Source organism: Vibrio olivae, from assembly GCF_042428525.1.
In the GTDB taxonomy this organism is placed as follows: domain Bacteria; phylum Pseudomonadota; class Gammaproteobacteria; order Enterobacterales; family Vibrionaceae; genus Vibrio; species Vibrio olivae.
Window position 1 is genome coordinate 1 of sequence record NZ_JBHMEP010000150.1, and the last position, 563, is coordinate 563.

Annotated in this window: 1 rRNA gene; it reads left to right on the forward strand. The window is 51.9% G+C overall.

What is annotated here, in order from left to right:
• Positions 1–563, forward strand: a 23S ribosomal RNA gene (locus ACFFUV_RS23990); the annotation flags it as partial.

Here is a 563-nt window from a genome sequence, read left to right on the forward strand (position 1 = left end):
CCATCCCGGGGTACTGAGTATAATCAAACTCCGAATGCCATGAAGACGTACTCGGCAGTCAGACTGTGGGTGATAAGGTCCATGGTCAAAAGGGAAACAGCCCAGACCGCCAGTTAAGGTCCCAAAATGTATGCTAAGTGGAAAAGGATGTGGGGATGCACAGACAACTAGGAGGTTGGCTCAGAAGCAGCCATCCTTCAAAGAGTGCGTAACAGCTCACTAGTCGAGTGACCCTGCGCCGAAAATGTACCGGGGCTAAACATATTACCGAAGCTGTGGAGTACACCTTTAGGTGTATTGGTAGGAGAGCGTTCTAAGGGCGTTGAAGGCAGATCGTGAGGACTGCTGGAGCGCTTAGAAGTGAGAATGCCGGTATGAGTAGCGAAAGACAGGTGAGAATCCTGTCCACCGAATGACTAAGGTTTCCTGGGGAAGGCTCGTCCGCCCAGGGTTAGTCGGGACCTAAGCCGAGGCCGACAGGCGTAGGCGATGGATAACAGGTTGATATTCCTGTACCCGTTGTTTTTGTTTGAGCAATGGAGGGACGCAGGAGGCTAAGGAAT